Source organism: Fodinibius sp. Rm-B-1B1-1 (genome assembly GCF_038594945.1).
Taxonomy (GTDB): domain Bacteria; phylum Bacteroidota; class Rhodothermia; order Balneolales; family Balneolaceae; genus Fodinibius; species Fodinibius alkaliphilus.
Map to the genome: position 1 here is coordinate 971,083 of NZ_JBCFYD010000001.1, position 17,496 is coordinate 988,578.

At 40.7% G+C, this 17,496-nt stretch carries 15 protein-coding genes and 1 tRNA gene; 9 read left to right on the forward strand and 7 right to left on the reverse strand.

From position 1 onward, the window contains the following. Window positions 1–247: 247 nt before the first annotated feature. From AAFH98_RS04450 to AAFH98_RS04470, 5 genes are all read left to right on the forward strand, one after another. Window positions 248–1,762, forward strand: coding sequence for a S10 family peptidase (locus tag AAFH98_RS04450; protein ID WP_342521479.1), 1,515 nt, complete (start codon window positions 248–250; stop codon window positions 1,760–1,762). Between the two features lie 352 nt (window positions 1,763–2,114). Beyond that, complete coding sequence (locus AAFH98_RS04455) at window positions 2,115–5,306, forward strand: SusC/RagA family TonB-linked outer membrane protein (RefSeq protein WP_342521480.1); 3,192 nt, start codon at window positions 2,115–2,117, stop codon at window positions 5,304–5,306. 46 nt (window positions 5,307–5,352) lie between these two features. Then, complete coding sequence (locus AAFH98_RS04460) at window positions 5,353–6,633, forward strand: RagB/SusD family nutrient uptake outer membrane protein (RefSeq protein WP_342521481.1); 1,281 nt, start codon at window positions 5,353–5,355, stop codon at window positions 6,631–6,633. Between the two features lie 50 nt (window positions 6,634–6,683). Further along, window positions 6,684–8,291: an amidohydrolase family protein gene (locus AAFH98_RS04465; RefSeq protein WP_342521482.1), complete on the forward strand. Its 1,608-nt coding sequence runs from the start codon at window positions 6,684–6,686 to the stop codon at window positions 8,289–8,291. 84 nt (window positions 8,292–8,375) lie between these two features. Continuing rightward, on the forward strand, window positions 8,376–9,959 hold the full coding sequence (locus tag AAFH98_RS04470) for an amidohydrolase family protein (protein ID WP_342521483.1): 1,584 nt from the start codon (window positions 8,376–8,378) through the stop codon (window positions 9,957–9,959). A gap of 314 nt (window positions 9,960–10,273) precedes the next feature. On the opposite strand, the gene AAFH98_RS04475 is transcribed toward AAFH98_RS04470, so the two are convergent. Beyond that, window positions 10,274–10,347: transfer RNA gene (locus tag AAFH98_RS04475), tRNA-Asp, on the reverse strand. A 123-nt stretch (window positions 10,348–10,470) separates the two neighbouring features. Here AAFH98_RS04475 and apaG point away from each other — a divergent pair. Beyond that, window positions 10,471–10,863, forward strand: coding sequence for a Co2+/Mg2+ efflux protein ApaG (gene apaG / locus AAFH98_RS04480; RefSeq protein WP_342521484.1), 393 nt, complete (start codon window positions 10,471–10,473; stop codon window positions 10,861–10,863). Window positions 10,864–10,940: 77 nt separating this feature from the next. Here the strand turns inward: apaG and AAFH98_RS04485 are convergent, their stop codons facing one another. Further along, the gene (locus AAFH98_RS04485; RefSeq protein ID WP_407935477.1) at window positions 10,941–11,492 is read right to left on the reverse strand and encodes a glutathione peroxidase; all 552 of its coding nucleotides are present in this window, start codon (window positions 11,490–11,492) and stop codon (window positions 10,941–10,943) included. Window positions 11,493–11,557: 65 nt separating this feature from the next. Here AAFH98_RS04485 and AAFH98_RS04490 point away from each other — a divergent pair, with 65 nt between their 5' ends. From AAFH98_RS04490 to AAFH98_RS04500, 3 genes are read left to right on the forward strand one after another with little or no spacing between them, the layout of a single operon-like run. After that, entirely contained in the window at window positions 11,558–12,319 is a 762-nt protein-coding gene (locus AAFH98_RS04490; RefSeq protein ID WP_342521485.1) for a hypothetical protein, read from the forward strand. A gap of 4 nt (window positions 12,320–12,323) precedes the next feature. Beyond that, complete coding sequence (locus AAFH98_RS04495; RefSeq protein ID WP_342521486.1) at window positions 12,324–12,632, forward strand: hypothetical protein; 309 nt, start codon at window positions 12,324–12,326, stop codon at window positions 12,630–12,632. A gap of 2 nt (window positions 12,633–12,634) precedes the next feature. Next, on the forward strand, window positions 12,635–13,396 hold the full coding sequence (locus AAFH98_RS04500; protein WP_342521487.1) for an MBL fold metallo-hydrolase: 762 nt from the start codon (window positions 12,635–12,637) through the stop codon (window positions 13,394–13,396). 3 nt (window positions 13,397–13,399) lie between these two features. On the opposite strand, the gene AAFH98_RS04505 is transcribed toward AAFH98_RS04500, so the two are convergent. The 5 genes from AAFH98_RS04505 to ruvA form a co-directional block, all read right to left on the reverse strand. Next, window positions 13,400–14,485 carry a mannose-1-phosphate guanylyltransferase gene (locus AAFH98_RS04505; protein WP_342521488.1) on the reverse strand — a complete coding sequence of 362 codons (1,086 nt, stop codon included), beginning with the start codon at window positions 14,483–14,485 and terminating at the stop codon, window positions 13,400–13,402. A gap of 94 nt (window positions 14,486–14,579) precedes the next feature. Further along, window positions 14,580–14,831, reverse strand: a complete 252-nt coding sequence (locus AAFH98_RS04510) for an outer membrane protein assembly factor BamD (RefSeq protein WP_342521489.1) — start codon at window positions 14,829–14,831, stop codon at window positions 14,580–14,582. Window positions 14,832–14,842: 11 nt separating this feature from the next. Next, window positions 14,843–15,943 carry a sensor histidine kinase gene (locus AAFH98_RS04515; protein WP_342521490.1) on the reverse strand — a complete coding sequence of 367 codons (1,101 nt, stop codon included), beginning with the start codon at window positions 15,941–15,943 and terminating at the stop codon, window positions 14,843–14,845. Continuing rightward, entirely contained in the window at window positions 15,940–16,620 is a 681-nt protein-coding gene (locus AAFH98_RS04520; RefSeq protein ID WP_342521491.1) for a response regulator transcription factor, read from the reverse strand. The genes AAFH98_RS04515 and AAFH98_RS04520 overlap by 4 nt, the downstream gene beginning before the upstream one ends. Window positions 16,621–16,809: 189 nt before the next feature. Continuing rightward, window positions 16,810–17,418, reverse strand: coding sequence for a Holliday junction branch migration protein RuvA (ruvA, locus tag AAFH98_RS04525; RefSeq protein WP_342521492.1), 609 nt, complete (start codon window positions 17,416–17,418; stop codon window positions 16,810–16,812). Between the last annotated feature and the right edge of the window lie 78 nt (window positions 17,419–17,496).

Consider the following 17,496-nt stretch of genomic DNA (forward strand, 5'->3'; position numbering starts at 1 on the left):
TGTGATTTTATCACAAGGTTAGAGAAACATAGGTTGCCCATAAACCCTAATTGCTTTGAATAACTATCTCCCTTGTTACTTGTAGATTATAAATTATTGTAAAACCCTACAGCTTGCTTTTGGAAAGACGGGGAGGTGTATTTATAGTAAAATTTAAAAATGGGATGTAATAGACTAATAAAGCTAATAGCAAATAACTAAGTCTATCTGATAGATAATTCTAATTGAAAATAAACCTGTTGAATATATGGATATAAGAAAAAGAAATACCTTTTGGGAGTATTGTTGTTTTGTAGTCTTATTTCTTGTTCTGGCAATGATGTCCACAAAAAGTTATGCCCAAGAGAGAAAACTACCTGCAGACACAACGATTGTCTCAACAGATAATGTGACGATTAAAGGTGAGGAAGTGCCTTATCGTGTAAGTGTAGGCACCCAGCCCGTTTACGGTGAAGATGGTAAACCTGATGCTTCTCTGTTTTATACCTACTACGAACGAACTGATGTAGAGGATAAAGAGAATCGTCCAATTTTCGTTTCATTCAACGGTGGACCTGGTGCGGGTTCCTTATGGATGCATTTGGGATATACCAGTCCCAAACGTTTGAAGATTAGTGATGAAGGTTATCCTGTACAACCATATGGAGTTGAGGATAATCCGCATTCTATTTTAGATGTAGCGGATATTGTATATGTAAATCCTGTTAATACAGGTTTTTCGCGGATTCTCAATGATGGTGAAAAAGAACAGTTCTTTGGTGTTAATGAGGATCTCAAGTATTTAGCTGACTGGATCGATAATTTTATTTCGAGACAGGAACGCTGGGAATCACCTAAATATCTGATTGGGGAAAGTTATGGAACTCCGAGAGTTTCTGGTTTAGCCGGACAGTTACAGGGTCGGCACTGGATGTTTTTAAATGGAATAGTATTGGTATCTCCAACTGGTTTAGGTTTAGAGCCAGAAGGTCCATCCCCGCGTTCTTCTGTATTAAAACTACCCTATTTTACTGCTGCTGCTTGGTATCATGAACAGCTGCCTCAAGATCTGCAAAGTCAGAAACTGGAAGATATTTTACCTGAAGTAGAAGAATTTACTATTGAAGAATTCTTGCCGGCAATATCCTACGGAGGTTTTATTGATGAAAAACGTCGACAAGATCTGGCTCAACAAATTGCACGCTATTCTGGGTTGTCGAAAGACTTTGTTCTTGATTATAATCTTGCGGTACCGGCATCGGTATTTTGGAAAGAGCTACTTCGTGATGAGGGATATACTATAGGCCGACTCGATTCCCGTTATACAGGAATTGACAAAACCCAAGGTGGTGATCGACCAGATTATTCTCCTGAATACTCCTCTTGGAAACACTCTTTTACACCGGCCATTAATCATTACCTGCAAGACCAGCTTGGCTTTAAAACAGATCTGCAATATTATGTTTCAGGACCAGTCCGACCATGGAATAGAGAAGGTAATGAAACAGGAGAGATGCTTCGTCAAGCTATGGCAGAGAATCCAAACTTGGAGGTGATGGTTCAATCAGGATATTACGATGGTGCAACGGATTATTTCTCAGCTAAATATACCATGTGGAATATAGATCCAAGCGGAAAGATGCAGGATCGTTTCCGTTTTGAAGGGTATCGAAGCGGACATATGATGTATTTACGTTCTGAAGACTTAGAAACGTCGAATGAACACATTCGAGAATTTATTAGAGAATCGATGCCTGCTAAAGGGGCACCCGCAAAGTATTGAGTTTTTTAGTGAGTAACTCTTTTAATGGCATAGCATATTTTATGCTATGCCATTTTCTATTTTATAAGAGTGTAACCTGAAATTATAACCTACAACTTTGATTTGTAAACTTCCCTAAAGCAGGCTTACAGGAGAGAATTATTGGATATGCTGTAATAGCATAAAAAATTGGAGAGTATACCCATCTATTTTTAATGAAAGAATTGTAAATATTGCCCACTACACGCGATTTTTTCATCCTTTTACAATATAAATATTGATTTTGTGGCTGTATTCGACAACCATACCGAGTCAAATTAAAATAATCTAATCTCAAAAGGAGTTTAGATAAATAAAGTAAGGGGATATAACTATGAGGACATATATAAAAACGGCTCTGGTTTTATTTTTCCTTTTGTGTTTTACAAGTATCGGATGGGCACAAACAGGAAGTATAGAAGGACAGGTTACGGAAAGTAATGGAACGACAATGCCTGGAGTTAATGTGGTTGTTGAAGGGCAAAGTATTGGATCTACAACCGATGCAGAGGGTAATTTTCGTATAAATTCGGTGCCCATAGGAGTGGTAGAAGTAACGGCTCGTTTTATCGGGTATAGTACCCAAACAAAAGAAGTTGAAGTGACTGCGGATGAAGTTGTTCGAGTCAATTTCACATTAAGAACTTCAACGATGAATTTAGATGAAGTTGTTGTAACTGGAACGGGGGGAGAGGTGGAACGCCAATCGTTAGGTCACACTATTTCTTCTGTTAATATGAGCGGGGTGGAAAATGTTTCTTCAAATTCTGTACAGGATGCCTTGCAAGGTAAAATTGCTGGAGTGAGTATTAATACCCAGAGTGGTGCGATTGATCAAGAACCAAAGATACGAATCCGGGGTACCTCAAGTTTGGCAATGTCAAACCAACCATTGATATATGTTGATGGGGTTCGAGTTAATGGGACTGGAGGTTTTGCTCCGGGATTTGATGCTGGGGGGTTAGGTTCTCCATCAGGGTTATCCAATATAAATTTTGATGCTATAGAAAGAGTTGAAATTCTGAAAGGTCCAGCTGCTGCAACTCTTTATGGATCACAAGCAAATGCAGGGGTAATGCAGATTTTTACGACACAAGGAAGTGAGCAGTCGGCTCCAAAGTTTGATATTGAGTTAGGAGCCAGTGTTCATCAAATGCCAGATAGATTTAAGAAAAATGCTGGTTTTGCAGAGACGCCAGCTGAGCAGCAAAATATAAGAGATATCCTGGGGGTGAATGTTGATTTATATGAACCATTTGAGACTCCCGTTAACCTTATTGACTTGTATAGTCCTGGGATTGGTCAAGAATACTCAGGTTCGGTGCAAGGTGGCGGAGAGTCAATGACCTATTTTGCTAATCTTCGATATAATCATACTGATGGTCCTTGGAACCCTCAGTCCTCAAATTTTAATGGTGGAGATATTGGGCAATCAAGTGATATTTATAAAAAGTTTTATTTTAGTGGAAATTTAAACTTTATACCCACCGATGAGTTTCGGATACGAGCTCAAACATCTTACACAAATTCCAATATTGATATCTATGAAAGTGGCATTACTATTTATACGCCAACAAGTACTGCCCGATATGCCAAGCCAGAGCGAGTTGGACAAGTAAGTGAATATGATACTTTTGGAATCCCCTTATTTGCAACAGTAAGAGAGGGGACGTATCCACAAGTAACGGATGTGTCTAATCAAGGAAGGTTTGTTCTACAGGCTGATTACTTACCTTCTGAAGATATTACAATCGATGCTTCGTTTGGTATAGATTACCGTGATCAGCGAAGTACTAATTATTTGCCATTTGGTTATGCTGTTGATGGATTAGCTCCTACTTCAAATGGTGAGATAACTATTGGTACAAGGCAACAAATGATTTGGTCTTTAGAGGCAAAAATGAATTGGTCAACAAATTTCACGGAAAATATCGAATCGAAATTTGTCACTGGCTTTCAAGGATACCATGATGAACAGAATACCTCTGCCAGTACGGGGACTAATTTTTCAGGTCCAGGATTAGAAGTTTTAGGTGCGACTGCTTCTCAAACCAGTACATCTGGTTTCCAAGAAGTGGTAAACGCTGGTTTATTTGCCCAAGAGCAAATTGACTATAGCGATTGGGTTTATTTTACAGTTGGAGTTAGATTAGATGCAAGTAGTGCTTTTGGGGATGATTTTAATTATGCCACCTATCCCAAGGTTTCAGCATCATTTTTACCGACGGATGCTTTTGATTTTGAAATCAATAATGTTTCAACAATAAGATTACGTGCAGCTTGGGGGCAATCAGGTCAACAGCCGGGTGCATTTGATAGATTTACAACCTTTGTTCCGGTTAATTCTCCCGAAGGTTCTGGGGTATTACCAGGAAATCCGGGCAATCCAGATTTAAAGCCTGAAGTAGCTACAGAATGGGAGGCTGGTTTTGAACTTGGGTTATTAGAAGATCGAATAGGAATAGAAGCAACTTATTGGGATAGAATTGTGGAAGACGCACTTATCGACCGAACCTTTGCACCATCGGGAGGGTTTACCACTCCGCAGCTTACAAATGCTGCAGAGCTCAAAGCCCGGGGAGTAGAATTGGGGTTGAATAGTGATGTTATACAAAGTCAAAAACTTGATTTAAGTGTTTTTGTAAACGCTGCTTATTTGTATGAAAATATTAATTCTCTTGGAGGAGAGCCTCCGATAAAGGTTGACGCAAGTTATATTCGTGACAGAATGTTTATTAAAGAGGGTTATGCACCGGGTTCTTATTTTGGCACTAAGTTACCAACGGGTATTGACTTTCCATTTGATAGCAATCAGGACGGTACCCCTGATACGCAATCAGAACTTGAAAACTTTTTCTCTGGTCCAGTAGATCCTGGTACATTTAATTCGGCTATCATGGTAGCTGGCCCTGATGGCGAAGCGTTACCCGGAGGATCGACCTACTTAGATCATTATCTTGGTAAGCAAACTCCTGATTGGGAAGGAAGTTTTGGGTTTAATGCAAATCTATTTGAAAATTTCACAATAAGTTCTCGCTTTCAGTATGCAGCGGGCAATTATTACCATCATAACTTAACCGATGCTTTTAGGAGAGTGAATAGTGCTATTGGACGGAACGTTATGAAGTCTGCTGAATTGGAAGCTACGTTAAAAAATCCAAACAGTAGTACAAGTGAAAGAATATCAGCAGCCCGCACTTGGGTTAATGAGATGGTTTCTCTTTCTCCCTTTGATGGGCTTAACGAAATCGAAAAAGCGGACTACATAAGATGGCAAAATTTGAGTATCTCCTATCAAATTCCATCGGAAAAGGTCGAAAGTTTGGGAATCAATAATGCTTCTTTGACGCTTTCCGGAAGTAATATCGCATTATGGAGTAAGTACGGTGGGGTTGATCCACTGGCCACTGGAGAAGGTAGCTTGGGTCAGGGGGCCTCATTACAAGAAAACTTTGGTGGCGGTATGGATACCTATGGAACGCCACTGCTAAGAAGTTATACAATGACTCTCAAGTTTGATTTTTAAAAAATTGTTAGTGAGACCAATTTTTCATTCTAAAATTATGTCAATTATGGAACGTTTATTTCAAAAGATAACAACTCGTTACGGTGCGATACCGATTTTAGTATTATCCATTTTATTTATGGGAAGTTGTGGAATAATGGATGTAGAAAATCCTAACAGTTTGACTGAAGAAGATGTGAGTATTCCTTCTTCAGCGAATGGATTAAAAAATGGTGTTCTTAGTGCCCTAATGACTGGAACGGGATGGACATATGCATCTATATCTACGGTTAGTGATGAAATTTATTGGACAGGCTCATATGAATCGTATAAGACTTATAATGAAGGAAGAGTAGCCTTTGAAGAAAATGAAATCACGGTTGCTGGTTATCCCGAGATTAGCGAAGCACGGTATATGTCAGATTTAGCTGTTACCAGATTAGAAGAGTTTGATTCAAATGGTGAATTGAATGATAGGTCAATCTTGGTGCGTACATATATTTATGCTGCACTCACACGAATAACAATTGCTGACACATATGATAACTTTGTGTTTTCAGATGGACGAGAAACGAGTCCACCAATAGGAGAAGAAAATATGAGTCAGCTTTATGATCAGGCTATTAGCATGTTAAATGAGGCTGTAAGCATTTCAAGAGAAATTGAGAATGAAACATATGAGATGCAGGCATTGGGGGTTCGTGCTCGAGCTAAGCATGCTAAAGGAGTATGGGAGAAGCTAAACCCCAAAGGTGACGTTCCGCAAGACCCATTAGTTTCAGGGACAGGAGCATCCGATGATGCAGAAGCAGCCTTAGATTTAATGACGCAAGATTATAAAGCCCAATTCAATTATAATGAACCGCAACTTCAAAACTATTTGGCAAACCAGGTAAATAGTCGGGGAGAAATTACATTATCGGACCCGTTTGATGATATAAAAACTGGCGAAGAAGATCCTCGGGTAGTAGACATACAAGAGGATTTTGAAGATATAGGAACATATACCGAAAACTATTCGCCTTTGACATGGTTATCAGCTCGCGAAATGCGGCTGATTATTGCTGAAGAAGCGGTTGGAACCAATGATACAGAAGCACGCAACCAGATCAATGCAGTACGAGCGCTTGATGGATTGCCTGACATGGAGCTTACTGATACTAACTTTGAAGAATTTATAGAGCATGAACGCCGTGCCAACCTTTATTTACAAGGGCGAAGGTTAAATGATATGTATCGCTTCGGGTCTCAATCAGACAATTGGTTGTCAGGGGAAGATGCATTAGAAACGCCGGGTATATTACTGCCAATTCCAGCGAATGAAAGATTAGCAAACCCTGATGTGTAGTAGTTGAAAGTTGTTTCAAACCTTTTTTAAAAACTTAATTAGGATTAGTTATGTGTAAATTATTTAGAATAGGAATATCAGTTATTGTTGGTGGTTTTCTTTTAGTAGCAATTTCAACTCCAATATGGGCTCAGCCATCTGATCCTGCACCTGATCGTCCATCCGATGAGGGGCAAGGACCTTATGAGCGGCTTATCATTCGAGGTGCAACTGTAATTGATGGAACAGGTGCGCCAGCTTCAGGGCCGAAGGATATTGTTATTGAAGATAACCGAATAGTATCAGTAGAAAGTGTAGGGTATCCGGGGGTTCCGATTGATGAGGAAGAGCGTCCAGATGGAGCTACCAAAGAGATAGATGCTTCGGGCATGTATGTAATGCCTGGTTTTATAGATATGCATGTTCATACCGGTGGGAAACCAAAGGTGCCTAATGCTGAATATACCTATAAGCTTTGGATGGGACATGGAATCACGACGGCAAGAGGAGTCCCCTTTGATGAGCTGGAATGGTCGTTAAGCGAGAAGGAGCGGGCCAATAACAATGAAATTACAGCACCCAGAATGTACAGCTATCATCGGATAGGTTCTGGATGGGAAGATCGTGAGGTTACAGATCCCGAGTCGGCGCGAGAATGGGTACGCTGGGCGAAGGATCAGGGGATTGATGGTCTTAAATTAGGTGCACATGATCCTGAAATAATGAAAGCAGTATTAGATGAAGCTGAAAAATTGGATCTAAATAGTACTGCTCACCTTGATCAAATGGGGGTTGCTCGAATGAATACATTAGATGCTGCTAAATTAGGATTGGGAGCACAAACACACTACTATGGTTTATTCGAATCTATGTATGATGATCATGATGTTCAGCCCTATCCCTATGACCATAATTATCAAAATGAACAACATCGATTTGGCCAGGTAGCACGACAGTGGGATAAAATTGTAGAACCGGGAGGAAAGGAGTGGAATAACCTTATCGATCAGTTTTTAGATTACGATCTAACCATGGATCCTACAATGACTATCTATGAGGCAAGCCGTGATGTAATGAGAGCACGGGCAGCGGAATGGCATAAAGACTACACGTTACCCAGTTTATGGGATTTCTACTCTCCAAGTAGACGTGCACATGGTTCGTATTGGTTTAACTGGACAACTGAAGATGAGATCGAATGGAAAAAATTCTACGATCGTTGGATGCAGTTTCTTGATGATTATAAGGATGCTGGAGGCAGGGTAACTACAGGATCAGATTCTGGTTTTATATATAAACTGTATGGTTTTGGATATATTCGGGAACTGGAACTTTTGCAAGAAGCAGGGTTCCATCCCTTAGAAGTTATTCGTTCGGCAACAATGTCTGGGGCAGAAGAACTTTATAAAAAAGTAGATGAAGATGCTCCATTTGGTATTATACGTCCCGGTAAGCTTGCGGATTTAGTAATAGTTGATGAAAACCCACTGGAAAATCTGAAAGTTCTTTATGGAAATGGAGCTGTTCAAGTTGAAGGTGTCAATGAAGTTAAGAGAGCAGGTGGGGTTAAGTATACGATTAAAGATGGTATTGTGTATGATGCCCAAAAACTGTTAGAGGATGTTCGAAATATGGTTGATAAGCAAGCTGAAGAAGAGGGAGAAAAAGAATGGTATTAATAATGGGTATCAGATAAAACATAAAAGTTATGGCCCCTGATATCCTCGGGGGCTTTTTATTTTTAATACATAAACCGGATGATGATGGATAAAGTAATAACGTTTATAACACTTTTGGTTTTAGTACTGGTAGGGGCTCAAGGGAGCTTGGCACAGGATTTCGGTGAGTTGGCCGAAGGACCCTATGATCGTTTAGTAATTCGTAATGCGATGGTTATCCCGGGACACGGGGGCCCACCGGTAGGTCCTTATGATATTGTGGTTGAACAGGATAAAATAACTGAAATGATCCCATTTGATCCGGTTACAGCTGAACGGCGTGGTAATTCGGACCGACCAACGGGGAACCGTGTCATTGATGCCAGCGGAAAATATGTAATGCCGGGACTAATTGACCTGCATGGGCATCTTCGCCAGGAACCCATGTCTCTTGAATATATTTACTATCTAAAACTTGCTCATGGGGTAACAACGTTTGGGCCGGCTTCGGATCGCGGAGTAGAAAATGCGATGGAGGAAGTTCGCCGAGAACAACAAAATGAGTTACTGGCGCCTACCATGTATCCGCTGTGGTCTTGGGGTTCAGGATTAGATTATGATCAAGAGTTTTTGGAGAATCCTGAGAATGCAGATCAAATAGCGCGAGAAATGGTGGAAAAAGGAGCTCACCAGGTTTACCTGAATGGTATAACCTGGAATGATGAACTTTTTGAAGCTGCCGCCAAAGCTGTTTGGGAAGCTGGTGGAGTAACAGGTGTACACATCCCACCTTCAAATACGGCGGTAATAGATGCAGTTGATGCAGCGCGACTGGGTGTTACTATGATTCTGCACCACTATGGATACGCTGAATCTTCGCTCGACCGAGAGGTTCAGGACTATCCCCGGGATTATAATTTCAATAATGAAAACCACCGTTTCAGAGAAGCAGGAACGGTGTGGCAGCAGGCGAATAAGAAAAAGCTGTTGGGTGAAGTGGCTGATTCACTGGCAGAGTACGGGGTCATCATGCAACCAACCCGCGTGGTGTATGAAGCTAACCGGGATATTTTGCGGGCTCAAAGCTTACCGTGGCATGAGAAATATACTCACCAGTCGCTTATAGAATGGAACCTTCCTGATCCAGCTTATCACGGATCATATCACTATGAGTGGACATCTGATGACGAGCAAATTTGGTATGAGGCTTATGACCTATGGGGAGATCTAATATATGAATTCAACAAACGTGGTGGTACTGTTGCCTATGGAACAGATGATAACTATATCTGGGCAACACCAGGATTTTCCAATATACGGGAGCTCCAGCTGATCAGGGAATCGGGCATGCATACTCTTGAGGTGTTGAAAGCGGCAACTCAAAATAGTGCTAAAGCTCTTCGCATAGAAGATGAAACAGGTTTGGTGCGACCGGGTTACGAAGCAGATTTGCTTATTGTTGATGGAAGCCCGCTGTATAACTTACGTTTTATGTATTCCTTTGGAGCGATAACTTTGGACAATAATGATGAGATGTATCGTACTGAAGGTATTATTCATACAATCAAAGACGGAGTTGTTATCAATAATGATAAGTTGATGGAAGAAGTGGCCCGAATGGTGAAAGAATCTAAAGAAGGCGTGGGGGAAAATATTGCAAATGAGCCCTTTTTAATTGAAGAAGAGTAGTTTTTAATGGATACAGTTTAATAGTCAAACTTCGCAATCTTCAAGAAAAGGGGACCAGAATTATATAACATCTTTAAAGACTCAAACTTTACTTGGATAATTAGATTAAAAAAAGATCGCCCAGCAACTGGTTTTGAGTAAGACCTATTTGCCGATGGTTAACAAATTTGATTCTGATTTTGTAATTCCACGGATTCATATCAATTTGTCTGAAAAACCATCCCAAGCTGTCCAGAAGAGCGAGGAAGGTAAATTTTGAGAGGTATAAATAAAAAAGCCGCTAACTCTTTGCGAGCAAGCGGCTTAGTTGAAAGCGATCCGGACGAGATTCGAACTCGCGACCTCCTGCGTGACAGGCAGGCGTTCTAACCAGCTGAACTACCGGACCAAATGAGAGCCCAAATATAATGACCTTTTGCCTCTATTGTCAAGCTTAATTTATTTAATTTGCTTTCCTTTGATTCACGTATTCTCTTTTATTACTATGAGAAAAATAAATCGAGTTATTTTTATGTATCAGCCTGTATTTAAAGAGGTTTCTCATGACATTTGTGTTGAGGTAACGCCCATTTATTTAGAGGAAGAATCAAGTCCAGTTACGCACAAACATGTTTTTGCATACTTCGTGACGATTCGAAATATGGGAGGTCAGGAAGTGCAGTTGTTACGTCGACATTGGGATATAAAAGATTCTGAGGGAGAAGATCACGAAGTGGATGGAGAAGGGGTGATTGGATTACAACCTAAAATTTCTCCTGGAGATGTACACAAGTATAACAGCTTTTGTGTGCTAAGATCATACCGGGGAAGTATGCAAGGATATTACACAATGAAACGGGCTGATGGTGAAAAACTAAATGTGCAAATTCCCAAGTTTTTATTAAGTGCTCACATATTGAACTAAATAAAAAGGGAGGACCGCAAGTATCAGTTACGGTCCTCCGTCGGGATGGTGATGGGATGTATTAGGGATACATATACTTAACTATTTAATTCCGTTTCTATTGCCCGCAAAATTTCATCGCTTTTAGGTTCAACATCACTGCGAAAGCGATGTTTGAGGGTACCATTTTTACCAACAACGAACTTCTCAAAATTCCATTTAATCTCACCAGTAAAATTTGGGTTTTTAGCCGTTGTTAAGTAGGTAAACAGAGGATGTTGATCGTTACCCTTTACCGAAATTTTTGAAAACATCGGAAAGCTTACATCATAGTTTACTTTACAAAACTGTTTAATCTCCTCGTCCGTTCCCGGTTCTTGGCCACCAAAGTTATTGGCAGGAAAGCCCAATATAACGAGACCATCATCTTTATACTTTGCATATAAGTCTTGTAATCCCTCATATTGAGGAGTGTAACCGCACTCAGATGCAGTATTTACGATAAGTAATACCTTTCCCTCAAATTCATGTAACGAAATTTTATTACCATCAATATCAGTAAGTGTGAACTCGTGTACAGAGTCTGTAGTTATATCGTCAGGAGCTAATGTCATCAGTAAAAGTGTTATTAAGAGTCCTAAGGTTTTCATAGATTTTACCCAACATTTAACGGATTACATGTATGAACTATAAAGGCATCATAAATAATTCCCTTTTGATTGAAAAAAAAATTAAAATGGTTAGGCTGTTTACTCTTATCGTGTTGTTTCTGGTTTTCGGGCAATCTAATGTGCTACAGGCGCAAATGTTTTCTGTAGGCGAAAGGGGCCCTCGGTATAGTGGACCTCCTTCCGAGGTTTATATTGGGTTGGAATCAATGGAGGCTACATATAAAGGTGGTTCTAATCCCAGCCAAGGTGTGCCGGGTGCATTTGAGTATTCCGGACCCGTTGTAAAACTCGGATACAATACGGAAGGACTTGATTTGTATCTTGCAACGGGCGGGCAGGTTACGGGTGTTGAAGAAGCTTCCTATTTTCATACTGGAGGTAATTTTGATTTTGGGATAAACCTATACCGGAGCCCAAAGTTCCGCCTTCAGGTTCCGCTTCGTCTATCATCTCGATATACAAACATCGCAAGTAACGAAACATTTAGCATTCAGTCGGTGAATAGGTTTCAGTTCGGGATGGTTTCTGGTGGAGTGGGAGTGAGTGGAGAATGGCGTCCTACTAAAAAAATACGTGCAAGGCTTGGAGCACTTCCCGGATATGGATTTTCATTTGCAACAGGTGGATTTTTCGGGGGGGCAATTGGCGTGGTAGATGCTTTTGGAAAGCTTTATGTTGACCGTTTGTACAATGATTTGGGAGTATCAATTGGATACAACTATGATTTTCGCAGCTATGATATCGAAGATGATATTTATGATTATGATTTGCGAGGACACAGTATCGAAATAGGAGTTACATTTTAAGCTGATGAAAACAGAAAAATTACTTTTAGAACTTGAAGAGCTCGTTGAGCAATTAGGTTATACGATCCGTAAAGAGAAGGGAACATTTCGCGGTGATTCTTGCGTGATGGAGGGGCAGAAATTGGTTGTGCTGAATAAGAAGAAACCAGAACAGCAGCAAGTAGGTTTGTTAGCCCGTGTACTTAAGGACAAAGATGATGAGTTGAAGGATATTTATATTAAACCGGTTTTGCGGCAACATCTCGAGGAGCTCTGGGAACGATTCGATAAGTTTAAGGATAGTGAAATCGAAGAAATGGATATTGATATTTAATCATGAAGCTAACGTTTTTGGGAACAGGTACTTCAATGGGCGTGCCTACAGCCGGTGGTTTTGGCAAAGATCAGATTGACGGAGATCCGCGAAATGTTCGCTGGCGATGTTCCGCATGGATAGAAACCGAAAAATCTTCAATTGTTATCGATACGGGACCTGAATTTCGATTGCAAACTATTCGGGCGGGACTTTCAGAGATTGATCTCGTGTTGATTACACATGAGCATATGGATCATATTGCCGGGCTTGACGATTTGCGTCCGTTCTGCTATAAACAGGAGCAAAGTATTCCCGTGTATGGCAGTAAAACTTGTTTGGCAGCTATTCGCCGCCGATTTGACTACATGTTTGGCCCTGATCGCTATCCCGGAGCAACAAATATCGATTTACAAGAAATTATGGATTCTCTTACGTTTCGGGACTTGAAAATAACCCCGCTTCCGGCTATCCATGGCAAGATACAAGTGTTAGGTTATCGTGTGAATGATATCTGTTATATTACGGATGTGAAAGAGCTTCCGGAGTCAACCAAGAAGCTAATGAGGGGAGCCAAACTATTAGTACTGGATGGACTTCGTTGGAAGCCGGAACATCCTACTCACATGACTATTCCTGAAGCGGTAGAAATAGCTAATGAGTTAGATATTCCCCAAACCTATCTGTGTCATATGAATTCGTATGTAAATCATGAAGAGTCTAATAAGCGGCTTCCCGATCACGTGCGACTGGCTTACGATCAGCTGACATTGACAATTAATTGAGCGCTATACAAAACGCTTTAGCTCATCATCTTTTCGCAGCTTGTTAACCACCTTTTTAACACCTTGCGAATTATCGAGATCACAGACCAAAATAGCATTATCTGTTTCAACAACCGCTAAGTTCTCAACGCCCACCAGGGCGATCATTTTACCGCTGTCACTTTGAATTAAATTATGATTAGAATCAACGGTGCTGGCCATTTTAGTTTGGATGACGTTACCATCTTCATCTTTGTCACGTAAATCATAAACGGCGCGCCAACTGCCAACATCATCCCACTCAAATGAACCGGGCACTACAAAAACCGAATCGGCCTGTTCCATAATACCATAGTCGATCGAAATAGAAGTACAGCCGTGGTAAAAGGTATCAATAGCAGCTTTCTGTTTTTTGGTACCGACGGATGGTTTAAGCTGCTTTACCTGCTCATAGATGGTAGGTAAATGCTCCTTAAATTTTTGTAGGATGGTTGAAGCTTTCCAGACAAACATACCACTATTCCATAAAAAATTGCCGGAAGCAATAAACTCTTTAGCAGTTTTCAGATCAGGCTTTTCGCGAAATTGATTTACCTTTTTTATTTCATGTTCCCCTTCAAGTTCGGATGAATCCTTATCAAACTCTATGTATCCGTATCCGGTTTCGGGGTGGTCGGGCTCAATGCCAATAGTGAGAAGCGCATCTTCTTTCTGAGCTTTTGATTCGGCTGTTTTTAAAATTGATAAAAATGTTTTGGGTTTACCGATCAGGTGGTCTGCCGGTAACACAGCCATAGTACCATCGGGATCTTGATCTTGGATAAGGGTTGCTGCTGCTGCAACACAGGGGGCTGTATTTTTTCCTACAGGTTCACCAATAATATTATTGGCGGGAATATTCGGAAGCTGTTCTTTAACCAAATCGACATATCGATCATTAGTAATAATCCAGACACGGTCGGCAGAAATAAGGGGGGTGATGCGGTCGACCGTTGATTGTAGCATCGTGCGATCACCAAAAATATTCAAAAACTGCTTGGGACGAGATTCCGTGCTTCTCGGCCAGAATCGGGTGCCTGATCCACCAGCCATAATAACAGCATGCAACATATAATTAAATTAATTTGGTGTTGATGAATTTTGATCTGGAAAGTATCGAAATTTACAACAAGATCGAAGTAGTTATCGTACTTACAACCTTTCTTTAAACAGTGGGCGTATATTCGTTGTCAAGATGATGCTTGTTAATCAAGGTAATTATTTGATGGGCAGATTCAGCAAAGGCGGTATTAGGATAGTATTTGACAATTTTTTCCGCCGTGAAAATAGCCTCTAAGTACTGTTTATTTACCACTTTCATACGTGCTTTTTGCAAGATGGGTACCGCTTGATGAGAGCCGCAGGCAGTAACAAGTCCAGTTATCAAAAATAAGATCGTAGTTTCTTGTTGATTCATGTAAATTGAGATTACGAGTTCTCAGCTGGCTTTTCTTGTGGGATTGCAGAATATGCCTTGGTTAATGTAAAACTAAACGAAGAGCTGACATTCGGAATACTTTCAATAAATAACTCTTCGTCATGAGCTTTTATAATATGTTTCACAATAGCTAATCCCAAGCCAGTTCCTTCTCCATCTTCTCGTGATCGAGACTTGTCGACCCGAAAGAATCGCTCCGTCACCCGCTCAATATGCTGTTTATTGATGCCGATGCCTGTATCTTTCACATATACTAATACTCGATTTTCATCCTCAGCCCATTCTTTAATCCCAACGGTCACTTTTCCGCCTTTAACATTGTACTTAATGGCATTGTCAACCAGGTTGATGAGCACTTGCTTAATTTGATTGCGGTCGGCACTGACCTGAAAATTATGGGGGATGTCGGTTTTAAGAAGTACCTGCGCTTTTTCGGCCTTGTATTGTAAGTTATTAACAACCTCCATAACCACATCTTTTATACTGATATTTTGGATGTCGGATTTTAATTCACCAGTCTCGAGTTTGGAAATTTCCATGAGGTCTTTGGTGAGATAAATCAGCCTATTAACGTTGCGCATCGCCTTTTCAAGAAACTTGCGGTTGACGTCCTCATCATCAATGGCACCATTAAGGAGCGTTTCAATAAATCCCTGGATGGCGAAAATAGGGGTCTTTAGCTCGTGAGAGATATCCCCAATAAACTCCTTTCGATAATTTTCGATGCGATTGAGGCGCTGGATTTCACGTTCAACCGTTTTGCTGGCCCGCACTGTTTGTTTGATGAGGTAGTCAAGCTCATCATGACTATTGGTTTGCAGGTGTTCATAGTCCCTGAAACGCTTGCGCAAAATATTTTTATTAATCTGATGTAACGTCTCGAGACGTCGAAACTGATTCTTTTGAATAACCAGATAAACAACGAGAGCCGTAAAAATAGCAAGGCATAATCCAAAAGCGGATGCCTGAGCGAGTGATGCCGGCCCCCAAAAATGGAGGGCCAATCCCCCGGCAATACCAACAACTATGCTTGAATACAGTGCGCTGCGAAAGGCTAATCGCGATGATCTTTGAAAGGGCTTTTTCCTCATTCTTTAAACTTGTAGCCTACTCCTTTAACGGTTTCGATATAATCGCTGCCAATTTTTTCACGGATTTTACGGATATGTACATCTACGGTGCGATCTACAACATACACATCATTTCCCCAAACTTGGTTAAGCAATGTTTGCCGATCCATCACCTTGCCCTTTCTGCTGGCAAGAAAATAAAGCAGTTCAAACTCTTTGCGCGGCATCTGAAATTCCTCGTCACCCTTGGTAACAATGTAGCGGTCTTTATCAATCACAACATCGTGAACATCGATTTTATTGGTCATCGGCTGGGTTTCTTCAAACCTCCGGAGAACTGCTTTAATACGAGAAATAAGCTTCGTAGTGCTTATCGGTTTCGTTATATAGTCGTCGCCGCCTTTATCGAGCCCTTCAACCTCTGTTTTCTCATCGCCACGGGCCGTTAAAAAGATGATGGGAATATGTTTTAAATCCTTGTCAGAACGCATACGCTCAACTACCTCCATGCCATCCATTTTAGGCATCATGATATCCAGCAAAACCAGGTTTGGGTTATGCTCACGCGCTACTTTAATGCCCTCTTTGCCATCCTCAGCCTTGAGCACATCAAAGCCTTCTTTTTGGAGGTTATATTCAATTAAGTCCAGAAGATCTTGTTCGTCATCAACAACTAAGATTGTTTTTTTGTCAGACACGGTCAGAAATTGATTGCAATGTTAAATTAAGATAAGCAAAAAGTTACTTACATTTTACGTAAGCAATAGTACAAAGCCCCATCCGTAATTGAAACCGCAGGTCTATTAAATAATTGTTATGATTTGGGGGATAAGAAAATGATAGTATTCATCGGATGGCAACACCAGCCACGCGATCAAAGAGCCTGCTTACTTATCCAGTTGAGAAAGAGCTTTTTTGACCAATGCTTGCACGTTGCCGTCGATATCCTCTTTCTTGGCAGCCAGCTCAATCGATTCCTGCGCATCACGCTTTTTAAAGCCAAGCGATTGCAGAGCCGAAACGGCCTCTTCTTTGACATTACTGCTGAGAGTAGCAGAAGAACTACCTCCAGTTGCATAAGTTGCATCTACCATCTCCGAGATTTTATCCTTCAGTTCCAAAATCATACGCTGGGCCGTCTTTTTCCCAATACCCTTAATTTGAGATAGGGCTGATTTATCTTCTTGTACAATCGCGCCCGTAATCTCCTGGGCTGGGAGTCCCGATAGAATAGTCAGTCCAAGTTTGGGACCCACGCCTTTAACGGTAATCAGCAGCTCAAAAAGATCTTTTTCATTTTGATTGGCAAAGCCAAATAGTCGCTGATCGTTGTCCGTAACATGATGGTAAACCAGCAATTCCACTTCTTCATCTTTATTCGGAAGTTCATCAAACGTTTGATTCGAAATCTCCAGCAGGTAACCGACGTCACGGACATCAATAATAATTTGTTCAGGAGATTTGGTATGAACGGTGCCTTTTAAATATGCAATCATTAAGAAAAAGAATTTCGTAAAATAAAATTCAATGTCATTCTGTAACAAGTTCAGAATGACATATGGTTAAGTATTATA